Genomic DNA, 19950 nt, shown 5'->3' with positions numbered 1-19950 from the left:
TTTTTTTTATACTTTTCTGCTTAATAACGAATGTATTTTTATATGAGCAAACTTCCACATATTGGCACTAGCATATTTACAATAATGTCTAAAATGGCAACCGAGTATAATGCTATCAATCTTTCGCAGGGTTTTCCAAACTTTCAAGTCGATGAACGATTAACAGATATTGTAGCCAAGCTTGCAAAGCAGAATGTACACCAATATTTACCCATGTCAGGATATCCTCCATTATTGTCAAAAATAGCAATACTAGTTAAGAATTCCTATGGAAGAGCTATTCAACCGGAAACAGAACTATTAATTACCGCAGGTGCTACTCAAGCCATTTTTACCACAATTCAAGCTTTGGTAGAAATCAATGATGAAGTAATTATTTTAGATCCAAGTTATGATTGTTATGAAGCTCCCGTATTGTTATGCAACGCAAATCCGGTTCGGGTCTCGCTGAACGACGATTATACGCCAAATTGGGACAGGATAGAAAAAGCTTGCAATTGGAAAACCAAAATGATCATCATTAATAATCCGCATAATCCGACGGGTAAAATTTTAAACGGATCTGATTTTAAAATTTTAGAATTACTACTGGAAAAATATCCAAAAATCACTTTGCTATCCGATGAAGTCTATGAATATATCACTTTCGATGAAAAACATATTTCAGCACATAGTAGAGAAAAATTACTACATCGTTGCGTGATGGTTTCTTCGTTTGGAAAATCATTTCATGTTACCGGATGGAAAATTGGTTATTTAGTGGCACCCGAATATTTAATGAAAGAAATCAAAAAAGTACATCAATTTTTGGTCTTTAGTGTAAATAGCATCTGCCAGGTTGCCATTAGCGAGTATCTAGATTTAGTTTCTGTCAATGAAATAAGAAGCTTCTATGAGGAAAAACGGAACTACTTTAGGCAATTATTACAGGGAAGTAAATTTGAACTAATGCCTTGCGAAGGAACTTATTTTCAGGTCGCATCCTACGCTTCAATTTCTGACATAAATGATGTCGATTTCTGTAAATGGTTGATAGTAGAACATGGAGTGGCCGCTATTCCTATTTCAATTTTTCATGCCGATGGAAAAGACCTTAAACTAATACGTTTTTGTTTTGCCAAAAATAATGACACGCTAGAAGCTGCTGCTAAAAGATTATGTGCTATTCAGTAAAAAAAATAATATTTTATTTTTTTTACTATGCGCGCATACTATTTAATTATATTTACAATTCAAATTATAAAACACTATGAGTTATACAGATAAAATGTTACGCGATGATGCACTTAAAGGCAAAGTAATTGTTGTAACCGGAGGCGGAAGCGGATTAGGCAAAGCAATGACTAAATATTTTTTAGAACTAGGTGCGCAGGTTGCCATTACCTCAAGAGATTTAGAGAAACTAAAGAATACGGCTTCAGAACTGCAAGCGGAAACGGGTGGAACTTGCTTTCCTCTTCAATGTGATGTGCGTCAATACGAAGAAGTGGAAAATATGTTGCAAGAAGTTTTAAAAGCTTTTGGAAAGGTTGATGTATTATTAAACAATGCAGCCGGGAATTTTATTTCACCGACCGAAAGATTATCTGCTAATGCATTTGATACTGTAATCGATATTGTATTAAAAGGTTCTAAAAACTGCACCCTTGCTTTTGGAAAACATTGGATTGATACCAAACAAAACTCATCTACCATTTTGAATATCGTAACGACTTATGCCTGGACAGGTTCCTCTTATGTAGTGCCTAGCGCTACAGCAAAAGCTGGAGTTCTAGCCATGACAAGAAGCCTTGCTGTAGAATGGGCAAAATACGGAATACGTTCTAATGCGATTGCTCCAGGACCATTCCCAACTAAAGGCGCATGGGATCGATTGTTACCCGGCGATTTAGCCGAAAAGTTTGATATGGCAAAGAAAGTGCCTTTGAAACGTGTAGGTGATCACCAGGAATTAGCCAATTTAGCTGCTTATTTAGTTTCTGATTTTTCAGCGTATGTAAATGGCGAAGTAGTTGTCATTGATGGAGGCGAATGGCTAAAAGGAGCTGGACAATTCAATATTTTGGAAGCCATTCCTGAAGAACTTTGGGATCAATTGGAAATGATGATTAAAGCAAAGAAGAACAAATAAGGTTTACAAGTAAAAAAAGCTTCAAATAAATTGCAGTTCCCCCAAAAAGTTAGTCGCTATTTGGGGGAATTTTTATGACAAGAAAAGTTTAGTACAGTTGTGAATTTAAACTTTACGGTTTAGAATACGTTTAAAAAAACAAAATCCTCATTAACCAACAACTATATTAAATTAGCAAATATTTCTCGAAAATAAAATTCACTCGCAATTTAATTCCTATTTTTGCGTGATAGAAACATAACAAAAAATTTATGCTCATTATAGGAATTGCAGGCGGAACGGGAAGCGGAAAAACAACCGTAGTTCATCAGATTATGAATGAATTACCGGAAACGGAAGTAGGTATTATCTCTCAAGATTCCTATTATAAAGAAAACCATGGTCTATCCTTTGACGAAAGAGCATTAATCAATTTTGATCATCCGCGCGCCATTGATTTCCCGTTACTGGTAGCACATCTTAAGGAATTAAAAGAAGGAAATAACATTAATCAACCCGTTTATTCCTTTGTAACACACAATAGAACTGACGATACCGTTTTTACACACCCCCGAAAAGTGATGATTGTTGAAGGTATTTTAATTTTGGCAAACCCAGAATTAAGAGACCTATTTGATGTAAAAATTTACGTTCACGCTGATTCTGACGAAAGATTAATACGCCGAATGAAACGGGATATAGTAGAACGCGGCAGAGACATGCACGAAGTGATCAATCGATATCAAACGACATTAAAACCAATGCATGAACAATTTATAGAACCTACAAAAGCATTTGCCGATATCATAATACCAAACGACAAATACAATACTGTAGCTATAGATGTAGTTCGTGCGGTAATAAATCAAAAAATTCTATAATTTTATTGTAATTTTATTGCATTATTTATTAGGAGCTATTTCCCGCTTTACGTTACAATCTTTCTAGTTCTGAACTTGTTTTCAGTATCCTGAAACAAGTTCAGAACTAGAAAGGATTTTCACTGCAATCGGGGCTAAAAAACATATTAGATGACAAATCCGCATAAAAACAAACCTTGGTTTAAATTCTTGAGTAACAAGTATGTTTGGGTCTTGTTATTTTTTAGTACCTGGATGATTTTTCTTGACAACTATTCGTACTTCGACCATCGTTTTCTGGATAAGCAAATGGACGAACTCGAAGACAATGCCGCCTATTATAAAGACGAGATAAAGAAAGACCAAGAAAATATCAAACAATTAAAAAATTCAGAACAAATAGAAAAATACGCCCGCGAAAAATACTATATGAAAAAAGATAGTGAAGATATTTATATCATCGAATTCGAAGGTGACACGGTTGAAAAAAAATAAAATTTAATTTTCACAATACCATAATTAACAAACAAAATGGCTACAAACCTTTTCGATGATTTCAATCCCGTTTCTTCCAAAGAATGGAAGCAAAAAATCCAATTTGAACTCAATGGAGCCGACTATAATGAAACATTAATTTGGAATTCGCCTGAAGATATTAAGGTAAAACCATTTTATCATAAAGATGAATTTACGAAAGCTTATCCAGTTTCTACAAAAGCAACCGAATTTAAAATATGTCAAAACATTTTTGTTTATGATGTAGAAAAATCCATCGAAAGAGCTTTAGACTCCATAAATCGCGGCGCAGAAAGCTTACGTTTTACGCTAGAAAATGATACCATTGATATCGAAAAATTGTTAGCTAAACTTCCTTTAGAAAAGGTAACTATTTACTTTAATTTGACTTTTCTTTCAATCGATTTCGTAAAAAAAATTGAAATAATTGCAAAAGAAAAAAACGTGACATTCTTTTGCAATCTGGATCCTATCGGACAACTGGCCAAAGACGGAAACTGGTTTGTTACCAAAGAAAAAAATAATTTTGAAACACTGAATCTGCTTTCAAAAGAAGAAACAACCACTTCTATAATAAGCATTAATTCAGCTTTATATCAAAATGCTGGAGCTAACATGGTGCAGCAAATCGCTTATAGTTTAGCGCATGCAAACGAATATTTTAACAAAATTACAATCCTAAATCAGCCAATTGTATTTGAAGTTGCTGTTGGGACCAATTACTTTTTTGAAATTGCAAAACTCCGTGCTTTACGATTACTTTTCAATCTAATTGCAAAAGAATACAATCATAATCTGGATTGTAACATTATAGTTTCTCCAACAAAACGCAACAAAACACTTTATGATTATAACGTAAATATGTTGCGAACGACTACTGAGTGTATGTCGGCAATTCTAGGTGGTGCGGATGCTATTGCTAATTTACCTTATGACGCATTGTATCATAAAGACAATGAATTTGGCGATAGAATTGCCCGAAATCAATTATTGATTCTTAAGCATGAAAGCTATTTTGACAAAGTAAATAATCCAGCCGATGGAAGTTATTATATAGAAAATATTACCAATCAATTAGCTGAAAAATCTTTGGCTTTATTCAAAGATATTGAAGCCAACGGTGGTTTCTTAAAACAATTAAACGACGGTTTAATCAAGCGCAAAATCCAGGAAAGCGCAGACAAAGAACAAGAACTATTTGATGCTGGAAAGGAAATTTTATTGGGAACAAATAAATATCCTAATAAGGATGACAGAATGAAACACGATTTAGAACTATTTCCTTTTGTAAAACAAAATCCTAGAAAAACCTTAATCACTCCGATAATCGAAAAACGTCTGTCAGAAAAAATAGAGCAAGAGAGACTGGACAAAGAGTAATTAAGAGTCATACGAAAATAAAAACATTCCAACTAATAATCCCGACGCTTCGGACTTTAGCTAAAAAAATGAAAAGGAAAGACTTACAACATATAATCCTTGATACATCTAATTTAAACTCGGAAATCGAAACTGTAAATTCGAAAGAATTTATAACTGCCGAAGGTATTGACTTAAAAGAAACCTACTCAAAACAAGACATTGAAAATCTTACTCATCTTGATTTTGGGGCTGGTTTTGCACCAAATTTACGCGGACCTTATGCAACGATGTATGTGCGCAGACCATGGACAGTGAGGCAATATGCCGGATTTTCGACCGCTGAAGAGAGTAATGCTTTTTACAGAAGAAATCTTGCCGCAGGACAAAAGGGGTTATCAATCGCTTTTGATTTACCTACACATCGCGGATATGATTCCGATCACGAACGTGTTGTGGGAGATGTTGGAAAAGCGGGAGTTGCAATTGACTCGGTTGAGGATATGAAAGTATTATTCGACCAAATCCCTTTGGATGAAATGTCAGTTTCTATGACGATGAATGGTGCCGTTTTACCAATTATGGCTTTTTATATTGTCGCTGCCGAAGAACAAGGTGTAAAACCGGAAAAACTTTCAGGAACGATACAAAATGACATTTTGAAAGAGTTCATGGTTCGTAACACCTATATTTATCCGCCAACTCCTTCAATGAAAATAATTGCTGATATATTTGAATTCACCAGCAAAAAAATGCCTAAATTCAATTCGATTTCCATATCAGGTTATCACATGCAGGAAGCTGGTGCAACTGCCGATATTGAATTAGCATACACACTAGCCGATGGATTGGAATACATTAGAACCGGACTTGCCACAGGAATGAAAATTGATGAGTTCGCTCCTCGCCTTTCTTTCTTTTGGGCTATTGGGATGAACCATTTTATGGAAATTGCCAAAATGCGTGCCGGTAGAATGATTTGGGCAAAACTAGTAAAACAATTCAACCCAAAAGATGATAAATCATTGACATTGCGAACCCATTGTCAAACTTCAGGATGGAGTTTAACAGAGCAAGATCCTTTTAACAATGTGGCTCGAACATGCATTGAAGCTTCAGCGGCCGCATTTGGAGGAACACAATCCTTGCACACAAACGCTTTAGATGAAGCTATTGCCTTGCCAACCGATTTTTCTGCCAGAATTGCGAGAAACACACAGATATTTTTACAGGAAGAAACTAAGATTACTAAAACCGTTGACCCATGGGCCGGCAGTTATTATGTAGAAAGTTTGACGAATGAGATTGCCGAAAACGCCTGGAAACTAATCGAAGAAGTAGAAGAACTTGGAGGAATGACCAAAGCCATTGAATCTGGAATTCCAAAATTACGTATCGAAGAAGCAGCTGCCAGAAAACAAGCAAGAATAGACAGTAGCCAGGATATTATTGTAGGTGTCAATAAATACCGCTTAGAAAAGGAAGATCCTTTGCAAATCCTGGATGTTGATAACCAAATGGTACGCAAACAGCAGCTGGAACAATTAGACCGAATTAAAGCAACCCGAGATACCGAAAAAGTACAAAATTCACTTAAAAAATTAACCCTTTGTGCTCAAACTGGAGAAGGTAATTTACTTGAAATTGCCGTAGAAGCCGCAAGAAACCGAACTACTTTAGGTGAAATCAGCGATGCATTAGAAACCGTATTCGGAAGATATAAAGCACAAATTAAATCCTTTAGTGGCGTGTATAGCAAAGAAATAAAAGACGACAAAAGCTTTGAAAAAGCAAAACAACTAGCGGATGAATTTGCTAAAAAAGAAGGCCGTCGACCAAGAATTATGATTGCCAAAATGGGGCAAGACGGACACGATCGCGGAGCAAAAGTTGTCGCTACGGGCTATGCCGATGTAGGTTTTGATGTGGACATTGGCCCACTTTTTCAAACGCCAGCAGAAGCAGCCAAACAAGCCATAGAAAACGATGTACACATTCTAGGGGTTTCTTCTCTCGCAGCAGGACATAAAACGCTAGTTCCACAAGTAATTGAGGAGCTTAAAAAATACGGTCGTGAGGACATTATGGTAGTTGTTGGCGGGGTAATCCCTGCGCAAGATTATCAATTTTTGTTTGATGCAGGCGCAGTTGCCGTATTTGGTCCTGGAACTAAAATTAGTGAAGCAGCAATTAAGATATTAGAAATCTTAATGGACGGAATGGAATAATTCCTCCTAACAATCTTTTTTTGGCCCCTACACTCAAAAAAGTACGATCATGATATTTGAAAGCACCAATTTTATTAATTGGTGCTTTTTTTATTTACTTATAATAACTCAGCATTTTTCCTATTAAAAAAACACCGTAAAGGCAATTTATATTAACAAAACTTATAGTAAATATTAACTGAAAGTTCTTAATAAAAACCTAAATTTACTAGTAACACTTTCATTTTCGGCTGGTGATCTAGACACAAAAAATTGATTTACAATTCATTAAAAAATAATAAACAAAAATTCAATTAAATATTTTTAAAAAATTAAAAACCATTACTAATTTAAAATTGAACATTATGAAAACATTTATTATTATTTTAGTCTTTTTGGTTATATCAACTTCGTCCTATTCGCAAGAAACTGGGAAAATTAAAATAGAAGAATTACCTGAAGTTATCATTAAAAGAGCAGGAAAAGATTTTTCGGTATATTTACCAAGTAATAGTCCAGATCAAAAAGTAAAAGCTGTAGAACAAAAATTCATTGCGTATGACCTTGGTAAAGACGCTGAAGGAGCTGAAGAATATCTTGTGATTATGAAAGCAAAAAATGGTTCTTTGGCAGCAACTTATGATGAAAAAGGGAAATTGGTGCGTGTTGTTGAAGATTTCAAAAATGTAAGACTTCCCAATCAGGTGATTTACTCTGTTTACAGAACTTATCCAGGATGGACAATTGTTAATGATAAATTCCTTTATACCCAAGAGAAAGGTGATGTTACAAAAAAACAGTATAACTTAAAAATCAAAAAAGATAAGGACGTTATTAAATTAGTAGTTAAACCGAATGGAGATATTGTCAAAACAAGCAAACCAACATTAATAAAATAAAAAAAACCTGTCTTACGACAGGTTTTTTTTGTTTTCAATAATCCAATCAGAAATTATATGCTTTTAATTGTTGCGTTACTATCAGCAACTATAAATGAGGTATCGTATCCACCAAATGCTTTCATATAACTTTGGATTGAAGTACCATAAGCATCACGAAAAAACCGCTTGCCTTTGTTTTTAAAATATTTTTTTACTGACCCTGGGCCGCCAAGATGCGCCGCAGCTAAAATTCCCGATTCTGTGACGTAGATTCCGTTAAGTAATGTTCCAGAATATTTTTCAATTTCTTTTTTTAACTCCCATTTATTTTGCGCCAGAAGGGCGATAAATGCTTTTTCTTGCATTTCAGGACTGTTCAAAAACGCGGTGCTGTTATGAACTCCTACCGACTTTAGCGTTTCTATACCAAATTGATATTTACCTAAATATCCTAAAGAATTGATTTTTTTGTATTTGCTTTCAGATTCTCTGTAGCCGATTGCTTCTTTGAAACCAATAAAGAAATTGCCGGTAAAAGGGATATTCAAATTGGTGTAATCATTTTGTTTTTCAGATGGGAATAAGTAGTGTGATCCATCTTGTTCATCAACTAGAAACCATGGGGTAGTCTCTAAATTAAAAGGTTTAAAACCAGAGCTTAAAAAAGCGATAATAAGGCCCAAACCAGTGTAAAAATACCATTTCTTTATCATAAATTGTTTTTCTTCAAAACGCTGTCCCGTTAAGAAATTTCTGCCTGCAAAGATACAACAATTTTAATAATACTGAAAATCAATGTGTTAAAGAAAATTAAAAATAGATTAAGTGCCACTTAATACCGTTGAACTGCCTTATTTCAATCGTTGGAGCTGGAATTTTCACTGTATTTAAAATGGAAAAAAATGTCTTCAAAAAATGGGATTTTGTTTTGATCTTAGTCAAATCAGCATCAAAACTCAAATAAAATTGTCTGAATCTTTGCGGATTTGGGATTGAATTTTGGCAATAATTTTCCTTATTTCCTGTAATCATTCCATCGCCTCCGTAACCTAAAGCCAAATTTAACCATTTGGGAATTTTTGAGTCTTTAGAAAAGGAATATAAATTTACAGATAGCCAATAGGTTTGCCCGTTATAGTCCTTTAATATTTGCTCCGCAAATGAGCTTCCTAGAACTTCAGGTCTTTGATTAGCATATTGTGTGGTATGAAAAGAAAATTTGGGAGTTATACGTTGTTCTTTCCAGATTAGTTCCTGTGAAACATACAGAGCCGTACCCGAAGCATTAGCAATAATATCACCTGTTGATGCCCCCCATTCCGAAGAGAATCCATCAAAAACCTCAACAGCGGTCAGAAAGGCAAATCCTAAACCAGCGCCGTAAACCAACTGCTTTTCTTTGCTGGCTCCACTCCAATTCAAGGCCTCAGCACCTACTCTTCCTAAATGATAGGCCGAAAACAGATGACCTGCTTTATCCATTTGAATCCATTCCGAATTGTCATTTATAAAATGAAAATCAGATTTTGGATAATCCGCATACCAAAGTTGATTTAAACCAATTAAAGTTCCTGAGGCCAATACCGCTTCAGAAATGATTACGCCATTTTGTCTTTTGGTATTTAAGGAATCGGATGGTTTCAGGAAACTATCGATTTTATTTTGACTAAAAACAGCTTGAAATCCTATCAAAAAGAAAATGAGCAAACACAAACCCTTTTTAAATTTCAAAACTATCTTTTTACACCTTGACTGTTTATCCAATCAGAATATTTTTTGGCATTTTTATTATGTTCTCCCAAAGTAGCGGCAAATTCATGGTATCCAAAACGATCCACACTAGCACAGAAATAGATAAAATTATTCTTTTCCGGATTTAAAACTGCTTCCAATGCGGTAATATCAGGCATCGCGATAGGTCCCGGAGGAAGTCCGGTATTCATATAGGTATTGTAAGGAGAAGACATAGTTAAATCATTGTAGAATACTCTTTTGATTGTTTGATTAAAATCGTTGGACTTCTTTTTTATGGCATAAATCACCGTTGGATCGGCTTGAAGAGGCATTTGCAGTCTTAAACGATTCAAATAAACGCCTGCAATTCTGGGTCTTTCGTCTTTTTTTACGGATTCTTTATGTACAATCGAAGCTAGAACAGTTGCCTCAATTGGAGTTAATCCTTGTTTTGCAGCTTTAGCTGTTCGATCTTTGTTCCAAAAATTACGGTATTCTTTAATCATTTTATCTCGGAATTTTTCAGCCGAAGTGTTCCAGTACAGTTCATAAGTATTAGGAATGAACATCGCCAAAACATTTTCCTCAGTAAAACCATTTTCTTTCAAAAAGATGGAATCCTTAAAAGACTTTAGTAACGATAAGCTGTCGGCTTCAATTTGGGAACCCACTCGACCTGCAAAATTCTCTAATCGTTCTTGATTATTAAAGGCCAAATTTACGGGAACATTACTTCTCAAAGATTTCACTAAATTATAGCTGTTCATTCCTTTTGTAAGCAAAAATCGTCCAGGTTTTACATTTTCTGGGTAATTCCTTTTTTCAGCAACCAATTCAAAACGATTCATATTTTGAATATAAGGCGCAATTATTTTTTTTACATCGTCATAATTGGAATCCGTGGGCACATAAACATACACTTGATTCTCCGAAAATTTTGTATTGTCTGAAAAAATCTGACGTACTAAAATAAATCCGTACACTATTAATCCTGTTATTAACACAACAGATATTATCGTTATAATTTTTTTTAAGTTCAAAATATTTATTTTTTAAAATTGCTACGCCAATTCGCTGACGCTCGTGTGACTATTAATTAATTGAAAAATCGCTTCGTCTTTATAAACGCCGTTAACTAAATTCCAATCTTTTTTTACTCCAATGTTTTGAAAGCCAAATTTAGTAAAAAGAGCATTACTAGCTGCATTTTCGGTGCCTATATTTGCATACAATTGATGTAAATTGAGATGATGGAAAGCATATTGAATTAATAATTCTAATGCTTCCGAACCAATATTATGATTGCGGTTTTCATTACCTTGGATTACAATCCCAATTCCTGCTCGATTATTCTTTGGGTCAAAATCGAACAAATCGATTAATCCTAAAGCCGGAAAATCCTGATCCTGACAAATCGCCAATCGCAACTGTTTGGCTTCATAAATATCCTGATGTGCATTTTCTAAATACTGCTTTACCAAAAAGCGACTGTAAGGCGTATGTGTATTGCTTACTTCCCAGATACTTTGGTCGTTTTCAATAGCATAAATAAATTCCAGGTCATTGGGCTCTAATGCGCGAATGTAGATATTCTCTCCTTTTAATGTTATCATTTGAAATAATTATGAATTGGCAATCAATTTATTAAAAATAGAAACAAGTAAAATTATTATCCCAATAGGAAAAAGTAAATAACTAATCATTGAACGATATTTGTCATAATAATTCATTTTTGAAAATCCACCATTCTTGAATTGAGAATAAAGCAAAAAACAACAAATAAATAATAACAAATAAATAATAACAAAACTAAAATTGATAAATCTACCATCACAATAATTTAATTACTTTTAAATCCTATTTTCTTCCTTGGTTCTATATTTTCTTTTTTATCAATCAGTTCATCGAGATAGTTAAAAACCAGTTCTATATTTTTAGTATGATTAGAAAGTTTCTTTTTAATATCTTCGATTTCTAATTTCATACTCAAAGCATCAGTTATCATTTTTCTTATTTTAGTAAAAACACGGATGATTTGTATATTGACTTTGATAGCTGTTGCACTGTTAAGCACACTAGACAACATTGCCACTCCTTGTTCCGTAAATGCCATAGGTACGTATCTGGTACCTCCCCAATTTGAGGTGCCAAATTGGCTCCTCAAGTTATCGAACTCTTGTTGACTAAGCTCGAACATAAAATCATCCGGAAATCGCTCCATATTTCTACGGACCTGTCTTTTTAACTGTTTGGTTTCAACTGCATAAAGTTCCGCCAAATCTTTGTCTAACATTACTTTTTGATTTCTTATTAAGTAAATTTTACTACTTATAATATCGTCTGGGATGACAATCACTTTGCTCATATTTCCTATTTCGTTTGTAAAAGTAATTTTCTCTATCTATTTAAATAATAAAACTTTGTAACAACGATTTAAATATCAATTGTCCCCTTAAACACAAACTCTGCTGGTCCTTTCAAGAAAACATTGCTAAACTTCCCATCTTTTTCATCAAAAGAAACAACCAACTTCCCTCCTTCAACATTCAAGTCTATCGAGTTCGCTTTCGTTTCGCCCAATACATTCATCGCTATTGCTACTGCGGTTGCTCCAGTTCCACAAGCCAAGGTTTCATCTTCTACTCCTCTTTCATAAGTACGAAGTGAAAAAGTAGTTTCATCAATTTTTTTTACGAAATTGATATTGCTTCCTTGTTTTCCATACAATTCTCCATAACGAATACTAGCTCCCTTTTCTTTGACATTATAATGCTCCAAATCCTCAACCAATTGAATATGATGAGGCGAACCTGTATTCATAAACACATAATCAGGGGTAATTTTCACTTCCGGAACATCAATCATTTGCAAAGAAACTATTCCGTTAGCCGCAACTGAAGCGTGATGCAAGCCGTCTGTAGCTATAAAAGTAGCGTTATCTTGAATCACGTTCAACTTTTTGGCGAAAGCCACTAAACATCTTCCTCCATTGCCACACATCGAACTTTGATTCCCGTCTGAGTTGTAATACACCATTTTGAAATCGATTGGCATTGCGAGATTCGAAGCAACCTCATCATTTTCCAATAAAATAAGTCCGTCTCCTCCTATCCCAAAACGCCTGTCACATAAACGAGCAATGAGTTGAATGTCATCTTTTGGAAAAAAATTAGAACGATTATCAATCATTACGAAATCATTTCCGGTTCCTTGGTATTTATAAAATTCTATTTGCATTTTATTTTAATTGTGTTATACAAAAGTACAAACTATTAATGATATGTTAATCATTGTTAAAGAGCGTTAAACTGCTTTTAAAAAAAATATTTTAACGCTATTTTTACTCTAAAATAATTTAAAACTGTATTGTAATATGAAACGATTTTCAACCTTATTTCTAGTGTCATTGTTGAGCGGCGCCACTACATTGGGCGCATACAAGTTATTATTTGACAATAACGGGTATTTTTCTAAAAGTAACAACCCAATTGTGACACTTGCTTCAGACTCAAATAGCAGAAATGTTGGATTATCCGCCGAGAATGTCGATTTTACCGAAGCTGCAGAAAAAACGATTCACACTGTGGTGCATGTGAAAAACGTCTCCCGAAAAACAGTCACCAACCCTATGCTTGAATATTTTTACGGATACAAAGGAGGAGAAACCCAGGAACAAGTAGGAACGGGATCAGGTGTAATTATTTCTGAAGACGGCTATATCGTCACTAACAATCACGTAATAAAAGATGCCTCAGAAATTGAAATCACATTAAATAATAAACAATCCTATAAAGCGAAACTCATTGGGACCGATTCAAAAATGGACATTGCCTTATTAAAAATTGATGCCAATGAGAAACTTCCTTATACGGCTTTCGCCAATTCTGATTCGGTGAAGATTGGCGAGTGGGTTCTGGCAGTTGGTAATCCGTATAACTTAACTTCTACTGTTACCGCAGGGATTGTTTCGGCCAAAGCAAGGAATTTAGACACCAGCGGGATCCAATCTTTCATACAAACTGATGCTGCAGTAAATCCAGGAAACAGCGGTGGTGCTTTAGTAAATACGCGAGGGGAACTAATTGGTATCAACACCATGATTTCTTCTATGACCGGTTCATATGTTGGTTATTCTTTTGCGGTTCCATCCAATATTGCCCGAAAAATAATTGAAGACATTATGGAATTCGGGAATGTTCAAAGAGGAATTCTGGGCGTTGAAGGAGGCGAATTGAATGCAACTGCATCCAAAGAATTAGGAATTGCAGAAACACAAGGTTTTTATATCAATGGCATAACTAAAAACTCAGGAGCCGAAAAATCCGGCCTTGAAAAAGGAGATATTATCATAAAACTCGACAATCAAAATGTAGCTACCTATGCGGATCTTTCAGGTTATATCAATACCAAACGACCAAATGACAAGGTGCAGGTTACTTTTATCAGAGACGGAAAAAACAAAGTTCTCCCCGTAATCTTGAGCAAAAATGAATTTTTCAGTACGGAGTTTAAAGGAATGGAATTAGAGAATATTAATGCAAATGATAAAAAGAAATTTAATTTGAGTTATGGAGTGAAAATTAAATCGATTACGAATGAAAATTTAAGACAATATGAAGACGAGCTTAAAGGAAATATAATTCTGAGTATTGATAATGAAAAAGCAAAGGACGTTGAGACGGTTTCTAAACTTTTAAATAAAAAAGAGGAGAGTCAGAGCGTACGAATAGAAATGATCAATAAAAACGGACAAATTCTACAAATTATTATCTAAATATTTTTCCATTCAAAATTAACAGCCATCTTGCCAAAACAAGATGGTTTTTTTTATTTCAAAAATAAATCACAAAATAGTTTACGAAATCGATTGAAATAGGTATTTTTGCGCCAAATTTAAAAAAATAACTACTTAATTTTTACAAATTTTCAACTATGAACAACACAACTTTGTACCAAAAAGAAGTTTCATTTCAAGTCGACAGACGACGTGCCGGAGTCGAATTAATCAAAATTATAAGTGATTTATGGTACGACAAATCCATAGAAATGGTTTTGTTTAAAAATCAATTATTAGACAAAAATGTAAATGAGATCATCAACTTGCATCAATATGCAGGTGAATTTGTGGGAAAACCTATTACCGTTTTCGATTCGGTTGAAATTGCCAGAGTGATATCGGAATTAGATTTACCACCTTCCAAATTGGATATTGGTAAACTTACTTATGAATACCGTTTAGAAGACGAAAAATATCCAGATGCAAGACATTTTGTAATTGACAAATTAAAAGAAGCGAAATCATTTGAAGAAATTCAACCTAAAGATGTAATTCTTTATGGCTTTGGTAGAATTGGACGTTTATTGGCTCGCGAATTAATGTCAAAAACTGGAAAAGGAAATCAATTGCGATTGAGAGCCATTGTTACCAGAGATAAAAATGACGCTTCGACTTTAGAGAAAAGAGCTTCGTTATTGCGATACGACTCTATTCACGGTGACTTTCAAGGTTCAGTAACTGCTGATCCTGAAAACAATGCATTAATCATCAACGGGACAACCGTTCACGTCATTACAGCAAACTCACCAGAGGAAATTGACTACACACTTTATGAAATTGATAACGCTTTAGTTATTGACAATACGGGTGCTTTTACCACTCATGAAGCATTAAGCAGACATTTAACTTCTAAAGGAGTTGAAAAAGTATTGCTTACCGCTCCAGGAAAAGGGGTGCCAAATATCGTTCACGGTGTAAACCAAAACGAATATAACCCTGATGAAATAAATATCTTTTCGGCTGCATCATGTACGACTAACGCCATTACACCAATTCTTAAAGCGGTAGAAGATACTTTAGGAGTTGTAAAAGGACATTTAGAAACTATTCATGCTTATACCAACGACCAAAATTTAGTGGATAACATGCACAACAAGTACCGTCGTGGTAGAGCTGCTGCACTAAATATGGTAATTACCGAAACGGGGGCCGGAAGCGCTGTTGCAAAAGCGTTGCCATCGCTTGAAGGTAAATTAACATCCAATGCAATTCGGGTTCCAGTTCCTAACGGATCCCTTGTTGTTTTAAACCTTGAAATATCAAGACAGACTTCAGTTGAGGAAATCAATGCTATTATGAAAAAATATGCATTAGAAGGCGAATTGGTAGAACAAATAAAATATTCCTTAAATAACGAGTTAGTTTCTTCGGATATTGTAGGTACATCAGCACCTTCAATTTATGACAGCAACGCAACAATCGTTTCCAAAGATGGAAAGAATATCGTATTGTACATTTGGTATGACAACGAATATGGCTATAGCCATCAAGTCATTAGACTGGCAAAATATATTGCTAAAGTAAGACGTTTTACGTATTACTAGCAGTTAATTTAAAATGCCTTTTTAATTTTTTTTAGTTTTTTTTAGATTAAAATTCGTCTCGTTTGCAAGAACTTGGCGAATTTTTTTATTTTAAAAAAGCTATTCCAATAATTAAAATTTTACAGTAGTCTATCGACAAACTCTAAATTGGTAAAACGGTCGTACTTTTTACCTCTGAAATAACAAAAAAAGTGTTTATTAAAGAAACCTCCGGCAAAATCGATAATTTTTTTTGGTGAAAATGATGGTAACTTTCCATGTCCGGCAGTACTATTTTAAGCATATAATCAAAACTTCCTGACACGAAATTACATTCGACTACTTCGGGGAAATTTAATATCGATTGATTAAAGCCTTCCGAGATATCATAATTCTGTTTAATTAGCGTCACCTGACAATAAACAGTAAGGTTTATTCCCAATTTTTTCTTGTTTAAAACCGATACGTATTTTTCGATAATACCCTCTTTTTCAAGTCGTTTCACCCGATCATGAACCGGCGTAAGCGAAAGATTTATTTTGTTGGCAATATCTTTTAAGGTCATGTGGGCATCTTCCTGCAGAAGACGTAAGATTTTTTTGTCGGTTGCGTCTAAAATCATAATTTATTTACATTATTTAAAGGTGAATATTCAGATGATTTTTCTTTTTAGAAAGATAAAAAAAATAATTTTAAGAAAAATTTACTGTAAAAATACCAAATAAAATTAATATTTTCTTAATTTAATACCATATAACATTAATATTTTCTTTATGCATTATTTTTGTTGTAGAAATCGTCTCTAAATCAATTATACTCAAACATATGATAATCGGAATCCCAAAAGAAATCAAAAATAATGAAAATCGTGTAGCACTTACGCCTGCAGGTGTAGCTGAATTTAAAAAACAAGGACACATCGTTTACGTTCAGGCAACTGCCGGAGAAAACAGTGGTTTTAGCGATAAAGCCTATGTTGAGGCTGGTGCTGTATTGTTACCAACAATCGAAGACGTTTACAGCATTGCTGAAATGATCATCAAAGTAAAAGAGCCTATAGCATCTGAATATCCTTTGATCAAAAAAGACCAATTATTGTTTACGTATTTTCACTTTGCTTCTTCTGAGCCATTAACTCATGCGATGATTGAGCGTGGAGCAGTATGTTTAGCTTACGAAACAGTTGAAAAAGCAGACCGTAGTTTGCCTTTGTTGGTACCAATGTCAGAAGTGGCTGGACGTATGTCAATTCAGGAAGGTGCTAAATATTTAGAGAAACCATTGAAAGGAAAAGGAATCCTTTTAGGTGGTGTTCCGGGAGTTCCTCCTGCTAAAGTTTTAGTTTTAGGTGGTGGAATCGTAGGAACACAAGCGGCTAAAATGGCGGCTGGTTTTGGTGCTCAAGTAACTATTATGGATGTGAGTTTAGCGCGTTTGCGTTACTTATCTGATGTGATGCCTGCTAATGTGACAACTGTAATGTCAAACCATTACAACATTCGTGAAGCAATTGCTACCGCTGATTTAGTTATTGGCGCAGTATTGATTCCAGGTGCAAAAGCGCCACATTTAATTACTCGTGATATGTTGAAATTAATGGCTCCGGGAACTGTAGTAGTTGACGTAGCGGTTGATCAAGGTGGATGTATCGAAACATGTACTCCTACAACTCACGAAGATCCAACATTCATCATTGATGATATCGTTCACTATTGTGTAGCGAATATGCCTGGTGCAGTTCCTTATACTTCTACTTTAGCGTTGACAAATGCTACTTTACCTTACGCATTGCAATTAGCAAACAAAGGATGGAAAAAAGCATGTAACGACAGCGAAGAATTGAAAAAAGGATTGAACGTAGCTAACGGTAAAATCGTTTACAGAGGAGTTGCTGAAGCTTGGGGATTACCTTTCAACGAAGTAGAATCTGTATTGAATGATTTAGCTACAGCTTAATTAATTCGAAAGAAAAATAAACAAGGTCAGACTTGTTACGATAAATAGAAAATCCGTCCCGTTATTAAAACGAGACGGATTTTTTTATAGGTAAACTTTTATGGGACACAGATGACACGGATCAAACAAATTTTAACTGATTTTTTTAAGTCATAAAACTTGTCTATTATATTTCAATTTGCCATCCAATGACTGAAAACTGTGACTGTAAACTGCGACTGATCACTGAATACTGATCACTGAATACTGATCACTGAATACTGATCACTGAATACTGATCACTCAAAACTACTCCTTAGCTTTCGTCAAGTAATAAATCGGAATTCCAATTAGCATAATCAAAACACCCCATCCGCTTGTGCTCGTTTTAGTATACAATAAAGCCAGACAAATGGCACTTGCAATAACAATATAAAGTCCCGGTAAAAACGGATATCCAAAAGCTTTATATGGTCTTTCAGCATTAGGCATTTTCTTGCGAAGAATAAATATGCCCAAGATAGTCAAGATGTAAAATATCAAAACGATGATTACCACAAAATCCAATAAATCACCATATTTCCCTGTCAAACACAAAGCCGAAGCCCAGATACACTGCGCCCAAATAGACCATGCCGGAACACTCGCCTTGTTCAACTCAGCTGCTTTCTTGAAGAAAAGACCGTCTTGCGCCATCGTATAATAGACTCTGGCACCTGCCATAATTAATCCGTTGTTGCAGGCAAAAGTCGAAATCATAATCATCACAGCGATAATCAAAGTCCCAACGGATCCAAAGATAACCTGCGAAGCGACAACCGCTACGCGATCAGACTCGGCCGTGGCAATACCTTGCAAAGGCACAACAGCCAAATACATCACATTAGCCAAAATATAAATAACACTAACGATCAAGGTTCCTAAGAACAAACTCAATCCCACGTTGCGTTTTGGATTTTTAATTTCACCTGCAATAAAAGTCACCCCTTCCCAAGCCACACTTGAGAACAAGGAACCCACTAATGCTGCCGAAATTGCCGAAATCAATGTTGTTCCGCTTATTGGCATCCAAGATCCGGTAGTCACATCCATAGATTGCGAAGCCCAGGCATTCGTCCAGTTCGCATCCCAAACTTCTGCTTTTGCGGCCATGAAACCAAAAATAATCAAACCTGCCAAAGACAAAATTTTGATTACAGTAAGAACCGTTTGTAAAATCTTAGAGTTTTTCACCCCACGGCTATTAACGTAACTCAATAAAATAATGGTAATAATAGAAACAATCTGAGCGGCATTAAGTTTGAAATCGCCTATCTCATACAAAATATTTTTATCGCTTAAAGGCGCGTACAAATAAGCGGCAAATTTAGCAAAAGCCACACCCACGGCAGCAATTGTCCCTGTTTGAATCACCGCAAAGAAACTCCAACCGTATAGAAAACCCACCAGTTTCCCGTATGCTTCTTTGATATACACATATTGCCCTCCGGCTTTAGGAAACATCGCACTCAATTCACCGTAACTCACGGCAGCAATCACGGTAATTACGCCCGTAAGCACCCACATGGCAATCAACCAACCGGCCGAACCCAACTGCCGAACCATATCCGAGCTTACAATAAATATCCCGGAACCTATCATAGACCCAACCACAAGCATGGTTCCGTCGAGTAATCCTAATTCTCTTTTAAAATCTTCTGGTTTTTGGTCTTCCATATATTGGGTTTTTGGTTTTTAGTTGGCTAAAGATATACTTTTTTTGGAAATTTCAGAAAATGGAACCGAAAATGACAAACTCGTTTTTTGTTTTGGGCGTGACCTTACGTAAAAACTCCAGGTCGGGCTGTTCGCTGTATCTTTATTTTCTTGAAAAAGAAAATAAAGGATGCCGCTTCCATCCCTCACGCGCTCCCGAAATAACTATAGCATTTATCCTTTCATAAAAATTTGTAAGAAAATTTTAATATATTTGAAAATATAAAGCGACA

General features: G+C 35.0%; 18 protein-coding genes. 10 read left to right on the top strand and 8 right to left on the bottom strand.

The window, feature by feature from the left end:
- Positions 1-42: 42 nt before the first annotated feature.
- The 7 genes from ACFX5F_RS11090 (at position 43) to ACFX5F_RS11060 (ending at position 7951) form a co-directional block, all read left to right on the top strand.
- Positions 43-1173: a methionine aminotransferase gene (locus ACFX5F_RS11090; protein WP_379852099.1), complete on the top strand. Its 1131-nt coding sequence runs from the start codon at positions 43-45 to the stop codon at positions 1171-1173.
- A gap of 76 nt (positions 1174-1249) precedes the next feature.
- The gene (locus ACFX5F_RS11085) at positions 1250-2131 is read left to right on the top strand and encodes an SDR family oxidoreductase (protein WP_379852098.1); all 882 of its coding nucleotides are present in this window, start codon (positions 1250-1252) and stop codon (positions 2129-2131) included.
- 251 nt (positions 2132-2382) lie between these two features.
- Positions 2383-2991, top strand: a complete 609-nt coding sequence (udk, locus tag ACFX5F_RS11080; RefSeq protein WP_379852097.1) for a uridine kinase — start codon at positions 2383-2385, stop codon at positions 2989-2991.
- Between the two features lie 150 nt (positions 2992-3141).
- Complete coding sequence (locus ACFX5F_RS11075) at positions 3142-3465, top strand: FtsB family cell division protein (RefSeq protein ID WP_379852096.1); 324 nt, start codon at positions 3142-3144, stop codon at positions 3463-3465.
- 36 nt (positions 3466-3501) lie between these two features.
- The gene (locus ACFX5F_RS11070; protein ID WP_379852095.1) at positions 3502-4866 is read left to right on the top strand and encodes a methylmalonyl-CoA mutase subunit beta; all 1365 of its coding nucleotides are present in this window, start codon (positions 3502-3504) and stop codon (positions 4864-4866) included.
- Between the two features lie 68 nt (positions 4867-4934).
- Positions 4935-7073: a methylmalonyl-CoA mutase gene (gene scpA, locus ACFX5F_RS11065; RefSeq protein WP_379852094.1), complete on the top strand. Its 2139-nt coding sequence runs from the start codon at positions 4935-4937 to the stop codon at positions 7071-7073.
- 344 nt (positions 7074-7417) lie between these two features.
- Complete coding sequence (locus ACFX5F_RS11060) at positions 7418-7951, top strand: hypothetical protein (protein WP_379852093.1); 534 nt, start codon at positions 7418-7420, stop codon at positions 7949-7951.
- Between the two features lie 53 nt (positions 7952-8004).
- On the opposite strand, the gene ACFX5F_RS11055 is transcribed toward ACFX5F_RS11060, so the two are convergent.
- From ACFX5F_RS11055 to dapF, 6 genes are all read right to left on the bottom strand, one after another.
- Positions 8005-8646 (bottom strand): peptidoglycan-binding protein LysM, encoded by a 642-nt coding sequence (locus ACFX5F_RS11055; protein ID WP_379852092.1) that lies wholly within the window; start codon positions 8644-8646, stop codon positions 8005-8007.
- 97 nt (positions 8647-8743) lie between these two features.
- Positions 8744-9664 (bottom strand): DUF2279 domain-containing protein, encoded by a 921-nt coding sequence (locus ACFX5F_RS11050; protein WP_379852091.1) that lies wholly within the window; start codon positions 9662-9664, stop codon positions 8744-8746.
- A gap of 2 nt (positions 9665-9666) precedes the next feature.
- Complete coding sequence (gene mltG / locus ACFX5F_RS11045; protein ID WP_379852090.1) at positions 9667-10707, bottom strand: endolytic transglycosylase MltG; 1041 nt, start codon at positions 10705-10707, stop codon at positions 9667-9669.
- Positions 10708-10728: 21 nt separating this feature from the next.
- A complete protein-coding gene (locus ACFX5F_RS11040) occupies positions 10729-11280 on the bottom strand; it encodes a GNAT family N-acetyltransferase (protein WP_379852089.1) in 552 nt (183 codons plus the stop codon).
- Positions 11281-11507: 227 nt separating this feature from the next.
- Positions 11508-12032, bottom strand: a complete 525-nt coding sequence (locus ACFX5F_RS11035) for an ORF6N domain-containing protein (RefSeq protein ID WP_379852088.1) — start codon at positions 12030-12032, stop codon at positions 11508-11510.
- Positions 12033-12100: 68 nt separating this feature from the next.
- Positions 12101-12904 (bottom strand): diaminopimelate epimerase, encoded by an 804-nt coding sequence (gene dapF / locus ACFX5F_RS11030; RefSeq protein ID WP_379852087.1) that lies wholly within the window; start codon positions 12902-12904, stop codon positions 12101-12103.
- Between the two features lie 136 nt (positions 12905-13040).
- Between dapF and ACFX5F_RS11025 the strand changes: the two genes are divergently transcribed.
- Together ACFX5F_RS11025 and ACFX5F_RS11020 are read left to right on the top strand one after the other, a co-directional pair.
- Complete coding sequence (locus ACFX5F_RS11025) at positions 13041-14441, top strand: trypsin-like peptidase domain-containing protein (protein ID WP_379852086.1); 1401 nt, start codon at positions 13041-13043, stop codon at positions 14439-14441.
- 158 nt (positions 14442-14599) lie between these two features.
- A complete protein-coding gene (locus tag ACFX5F_RS11020) occupies positions 14600-16048 on the top strand; it encodes a glyceraldehyde-3-phosphate dehydrogenase (RefSeq protein WP_379852085.1) in 1449 nt (482 codons plus the stop codon).
- A gap of 142 nt (positions 16049-16190) precedes the next feature.
- Here ACFX5F_RS11020 and ACFX5F_RS11015 read toward each other — a convergent pair whose 3' ends face one another.
- Positions 16191-16649 (bottom strand): Lrp/AsnC family transcriptional regulator, encoded by a 459-nt coding sequence (locus ACFX5F_RS11015; RefSeq protein ID WP_073211776.1) that lies wholly within the window; start codon positions 16647-16649, stop codon positions 16191-16193.
- A gap of 203 nt (positions 16650-16852) precedes the next feature.
- On the opposite strand from ACFX5F_RS11015, the gene ald reads away from it, so the two are divergent.
- A complete protein-coding gene (gene ald / locus ACFX5F_RS11010) occupies positions 16853-17983 on the top strand; it encodes an alanine dehydrogenase (protein ID WP_379852084.1) in 1131 nt (376 codons plus the stop codon).
- Between the two features lie 288 nt (positions 17984-18271).
- Here the strand turns inward: ald and ACFX5F_RS11005 are convergent, their stop codons facing one another.
- Positions 18272-19678 (bottom strand): APC family permease, encoded by a 1407-nt coding sequence (locus ACFX5F_RS11005; RefSeq protein WP_379852083.1) that lies wholly within the window; start codon positions 19676-19678, stop codon positions 18272-18274.
- Positions 19679-19950: the final 272 nt, after the last annotated feature.

The organism is Flavobacterium zhoui (assembly GCF_042787235.1).
Taxonomy (GTDB): Bacteria; Bacteroidota; Bacteroidia; order Flavobacteriales; family Flavobacteriaceae; genus Flavobacterium; species Flavobacterium zhoui.
Note: the sequence above shows the minus strand (reverse complement) of the source record. Positions and strands in the feature narration are given on the sequence as shown.

Excerpts from the sequence above, each read along its gene's own strand:
- udk (WP_379852097.1), top strand. The coding sequence starts at position 2,383 with ATGCTCATTATAGGAATTGCAGGCGGAACGGGAAGCGGAAAAACAACC.
- scpA (WP_379852094.1), top strand. The coding sequence starts at position 4,935 with ATGAAAAGGAAAGACTTACAACATATAATCCTTGATACATCTAATTTA.
- ACFX5F_RS11015 (WP_073211776.1), bottom strand. The coding sequence starts at position 16,649 with ATGATTTTAGACGCAACCGACAAAAAAATCTTACGTCTTCTGCAGGAA.
- ACFX5F_RS11040 (WP_379852089.1), bottom strand. The coding sequence starts at position 11,280 with ATGATAACATTAAAAGGAGAGAATATCTACATTCGCGCATTAGAGCCC.
- ACFX5F_RS11085 (WP_379852098.1), top strand. The coding sequence starts at position 1,250 with ATGAGTTATACAGATAAAATGTTACGCGATGATGCACTTAAAGGCAAA.
- ACFX5F_RS11075 (WP_379852096.1), top strand. The coding sequence starts at position 3,142 with ATGACAAATCCGCATAAAAACAAACCTTGGTTTAAATTCTTGAGTAAC.
- ACFX5F_RS11070 (WP_379852095.1), top strand. The coding sequence starts at position 3,502 with ATGGCTACAAACCTTTTCGATGATTTCAATCCCGTTTCTTCCAAAGAA.
- ACFX5F_RS11035 (WP_379852088.1), bottom strand. The coding sequence starts at position 12,032 with ATGAGCAAAGTGATTGTCATCCCAGACGATATTATAAGTAGTAAAATT.
- ald (WP_379852084.1), top strand. The coding sequence starts at position 16,853 with ATGATAATCGGAATCCCAAAAGAAATCAAAAATAATGAAAATCGTGTA.
- ACFX5F_RS11025 (WP_379852086.1), top strand. The coding sequence starts at position 13,041 with ATGAAACGATTTTCAACCTTATTTCTAGTGTCATTGTTGAGCGGCGCC.
- ACFX5F_RS11060 (WP_379852093.1), top strand. The coding sequence starts at position 7,418 with ATGAAAACATTTATTATTATTTTAGTCTTTTTGGTTATATCAACTTCG.
- ACFX5F_RS11055 (WP_379852092.1), bottom strand. The coding sequence starts at position 8,646 with ATGATAAAGAAATGGTATTTTTACACTGGTTTGGGCCTTATTATCGCT.
- ACFX5F_RS11020 (WP_379852085.1), top strand. The coding sequence starts at position 14,600 with ATGAACAACACAACTTTGTACCAAAAAGAAGTTTCATTTCAAGTCGAC.
- dapF (WP_379852087.1), bottom strand. The coding sequence starts at position 12,904 with ATGCAAATAGAATTTTATAAATACCAAGGAACCGGAAATGATTTCGTA.
- ACFX5F_RS11005 (WP_379852083.1), bottom strand. The coding sequence starts at position 19,678 with ATGGAAGACCAAAAACCAGAAGATTTTAAAAGAGAATTAGGATTACTC.
- ACFX5F_RS11090 (WP_379852099.1), top strand. The coding sequence starts at position 43 with ATGAGCAAACTTCCACATATTGGCACTAGCATATTTACAATAATGTCT.